This is a genomic window from Ruegeria sp. D1(2025) (assembly GCF_056536425.1).
Map to the genome: position 1 here is coordinate 1 of NZ_JBQFPO010000031.1, position 4,056 is coordinate 4,056.

The 4,056-nt window shown below is 53.0% G+C and carries 3 protein-coding genes; 2 read left to right on the top strand and 1 reads right to left on the bottom strand.

The window, feature by feature from the left end; genetic code table 11:
* Positions 1-491: 491 nt before the first annotated feature.
* Positions 492-683, bottom strand: coding sequence for a periplasmic substrate-binding domain-containing protein (locus tag ACR1XU_RS23010; RefSeq protein ID WP_170808425.1), 192 nt, complete (start codon positions 681-683; stop codon positions 492-494).
* Positions 684-1,494: 811 nt separating this feature from the next.
* Between ACR1XU_RS23010 and ACR1XU_RS23015 the strand changes: the two genes are divergently transcribed.
* Complete coding sequence (locus ACR1XU_RS23015) at positions 1,495-1,860, top strand: hypothetical protein (RefSeq protein ID WP_480491689.1); 366 nt, start codon at positions 1,495-1,497, stop codon at positions 1,858-1,860.
* The gene (locus ACR1XU_RS23020; protein WP_480909585.1) at positions 1,835-3,787 is read left to right on the top strand and encodes a prolipoprotein diacylglyceryl transferase family protein; all 1,953 of its coding nucleotides are present in this window, start codon (positions 1,835-1,837) and stop codon (positions 3,785-3,787) included. The genes ACR1XU_RS23015 and ACR1XU_RS23020 overlap by 26 nt, the downstream gene beginning before the upstream one ends.
* Positions 3,788-4,056 lie beyond the last annotated feature (269 nt).

Below are 4,056 nucleotides of genomic sequence, written 5' to 3' on the forward strand. Positions count from 1 at the left end.
AATCCGCCGCATAATCAAACCAACCAGATGAGCCACATCCTCTCTTAGATCAGAGCGCCATCTGTCCCAAAATCCCTGACGACGGACACTAGTGGCATCTATCAATCGTTTCATTGAGGTAATAATCCGGGTTATCGGTTCAAAGTATCACTTACACCAAAAGACATTTCCCGAGACTTAGCAACTGGTTGCTGATCCGGTTTTTGAGTGTTCCGAGGTTCCCGCCTTCTTTACTGCTCTGCGATTGAACCTCTCGAGTTCGAGCACCTGAAAATGCCACCTAGAAGTGGCGAGTCAGCAAGCCACCAAGCCACCCAAAACCGCCAGCCCCAGCGACCAGTCTTCAGCCCCCGGAACGACTCGTCAGCGGTCCAGTCCTACGGACGCCGTCAGTGCCAGTGGACGGTTTCGTAGGCTGTCCCTAAAGCGCCAGTTAGCGGTCTCTCCGGCGGTCAGAAATACCCGCGAAGGTGTCAACTAGAGAGGGCAGGTCAGCCGTATTTGCGAAGTGCTTCTAGTTCCAAATCCAGCCGAAGTTGCTGCTCAGCGATTTCCTTCATTAGAGCTTTCCGGGCGGCTTCATCGGTTTCGGCTTTGAGCGCCTCGCGAAGGTCCGAAATCTTCTTCTTCAACTCCACCGCCAGCGGTTTTGCTTGGTTTTCTTTTAACAATCGATCGATCACCGCGTCCTTAGGGCGGGACAGAAAGTGGTGCCAACATTGCTGACGCGATGGAAATCGCGAAAAAGCGAGTGGGCCAAAACTGGAGATTTTCAACACTATCCGGACAAAACCGCTACTCGCCAAGTGTGCTTGCGTCCATGTAAAAAAGTATGATCAACTCGGCAAATTAGAAGTTTGATATGCATCAACGCGCTGCCCGTCACTGATCAATAGTGTCAACAACCAGCACAAATTCAATGCGAGTAGTCGGTTCTTGGAGCCACTCCGCAAGGAGAATGCGCGAAGGTAGAAGATGCGACGGCGACAGCTGCTAATGGGGATGACCGCGTCGGGCTTTGTGGGCTTGTCCGGCTGCGAGGCGATGGGCGAGCATTCTCAACAACCTAATGCAGAGCAAAGTTTTTTGCTCAATAAATACTATCTCGACGGAGTGACCGAGTTAGGAGGCTATTTCATTGGGTATTTCGCTGCACTTAAGTTTGGGCAGCTTTCTCTGTGTTACGGTGACACCCTTCACTCATCGGAGTTTCGGGGCCTGAGGCCGGGTCCGAGTCGCATTTGTGGCTCCAGTCCCGTTCCAAGTGCAGAGGCAGTGACTTGGCGTCATTCCGAATTGGGTGTCGACGGCTTGTGGCGCCCTTTGTCCCCGCCAATAAAGAGTCAACTTCTCGCTACAGCAGAGGGACAGGTTGGCTGGAGCTGCCTGCAACCGAGCTCGAGGGTAAAACTGAAAACCTCGGACGGTTCGGAGCTGCAAGCACTTGGCTGCTGCGAGTACCTGAGCATGACAATTCCGCCGTGGCGACTTGGCATGAAGGAATTGGTCTGGGGCAGGTTCGTTTCCGAGAAGAACTCCGTTGTATGGTTGAAGTGGAGCGGCGAGCATCAAAGGCGTCTGCTCTTCTGGAATGGTGTTCGTGCAGCGCCTCAAAGCATTGCGCATGATCAGGTCGTGTCCAACGATTTCTCAGTGGCTATTTCATCCGACACAACACTGCGAGCCGGACATCTAGGTTCAGAGATTCTCTCGAAAGTGCCAGTCGTAAAGAAGCTTGCTCCCGTCGCATTGCTCAATGTTCACGAGCACAAAAGACTTGCTCGCGGCACTTTAGAAGCGCGTGGTGGCCAATATGATAAAGGATGGATAATCCATGAAACAGTTGTCTGGCCTGATTGATCGGGTGATGTGGGGGAAGCTGGTATATGGTGTTTTGTTCTGCGTGATCATACCCGCCTATATAGCTTTCTGGGCTACTCGCCTCGAATTCCTTTCATTGCCAGCTGTCCCAGATGCCCCAAGCGTGGGTCTGATCCTTTTAGGGCTCGGCATAACGTTCATGGTCTCGGGGATTACAGCATTATGGGTGCATGGGGGTGGCTTGCCGATGAATGCCTACCCGCCCTCGCGTTTTGTTAGGCAAGGGATTTATAGATGGATGAGCGAGCCAATCTACATTGGCTTTGTTTTGGGCTGCTTCGGCGTTTCAATTGCCCTGAACTCCCCGGCGGGTCTCTGGGTTGTTTCACCTGTCGTTGGCCTAGCATGTGCTGCTCTGGTGTACGGGTATGAAAGGCCGGACTTGGTTCGTCGGTTCGGCGGGCAGTATGCACCGCCCTGGTTACGTCTGCCTCCGTCTGATATGGAAACGCCGACGCTTCAGGATATCGTTTCCGTTGTTGTACTGGTCTTCGGCCCTTGGTTAATCTTGTACGAGACGGTTGAGCTCATTGGCGTCGTACCACCGGTACTGCACTCAACCCTTCCTTTTGAAGAAGGCCTGCCAGTTTGGGGCTTTTCGACTATAGTCTACATGATAATTTATCCTCTCGTTGTTCTAGCTCCACTGGTCGCTCAGCAACGAGATCATTTGCACGATTTCGCGCTCGGAGGACTAATTGCGACCGCGATCATCATCCCTTTCTACTTAACAATACCAATCATCGCGGAGTTCCGCGAAGTCTCCGCTGATGCTGCATTCAGCAAGCTTTTGTTGTGGCAGCAGCAGTTCGATCGGCCGGTGACCGCTCTGCCTGCATTTCATATAGTTTGGCTACTGCTGGCAATTCGTCTGTATGGCCAAGCCTACCCGAGTGCTCGATTCCTATTCTGGACGGTTGGGCTTCTTATCTTCGCTAGTTGCTGGACGACAGGTATGCACGCGTTGCTAGACTTGTTTGCAGGCATGGCGGTGTATGCAGTTGTTTCTAAGCGGAATGAGATTTGGAAATACGTACTGCACGGATCTGAGCTGGTGGCAAACTCTTGGAAGGAGTGGCGTTTCGGACAAACTAGGGTCATAAATCACGGTCTATATGCGGGTTTAGCTGCGGCCGTTGGTTTTCTAATCGTTGGCTTCATAAGCGGTCCGAGCATGTTTTGGACGATTGCAATCATAGGTATTTCAACACTTTTGGGTGCCGGAATCTGGGGGCAGATACTTGTTGGCTCCCAAAAGCTTCTGCGTCCATTCGGCTACTATGGCGGTGTTCTGGGGGCCGCAGTTGGTTTGGCTTTCGCCAGCCTAGTATTAAGTCAGGATGTCCTGCCAATCGCAGCAGCCCTGTCCGTCGCGGCGCCCTGGGTTCAGGCAATCGGTCGCTTTCGCTGTCTGATCCAGGGCTGCTGCCACGGGGCTCCGACATTCGAAGGAAACGGCATTCATTATCGGCATAAGCGATCGCGCGTCCTGCAAATCGCAGGGCTGGGTGGAAAGCCTCTCTACCCGACACCTGTGTTCTCAATGGTGAGTAACCTAGTGGTCGGATTGTTGACCCTGCGATTGCTCCTTATAGATGCACCGGCCACATTCATTGTCGGAACCTATCTCATGCTTAACGGCCTCGCGCGGTTCGTCGAGGAGGCCTACCGAGGTGAGCCCCAAACACAGGTGTTTGGCGGTCTAAAGGTTTATCAGTGGACAGCTCTTTGCAGTTTTCTGGTGGGAACAGCGTTCACCATGTTCCCTAGTGCAGCGGTAGGGACTCAGCATTTCGGGCTCACACCGATTGTTTGGTTAGGATCTGTAGCTCTGGGCGCATTGGTGACCATTGCGATGGGTGTTGATTGGCCAGAGTCCAGTCGGCGCTTCTCCCGGCTGATTTGAGCAATTCCATTACCGATTGGCACTAGGACAGTTTCGCGCATCAGTACTGTTGAAGCGGAATTGCGTGGTTTAACGACTTCTTCAGCGGTAGAAAATGTCCCGTGCTCACTGACGTTCTGCCCCCGAAACCGCCCCAGTTCCGGCCACCGTTCGGAAAAGTTGATAGGTTTCATCGGTTGGCAAGGATTCCTACCACCCCAGCCAGTTCATCGGAACATGGAACGAGACTAGGCTCTGGGGGCTAAACCCTCCGAGAAATGCCCCCGTTT

What these genes read in the sequence shown, in the direction of transcription:
- ACR1XU_RS23015 (WP_480491689.1), top strand. Translation starts at nt 1,495, where the DNA reads ATGAAGGAATTGGTCTGGGGCAGGTTCGTTTCCGAGAAGAACTCCGTT.
- ACR1XU_RS23020 (WP_480909585.1), top strand. Translation starts at nt 1,835, where the DNA reads ATGAAACAGTTGTCTGGCCTGATTGATCGGGTGATGTGGGGGAAGCTG.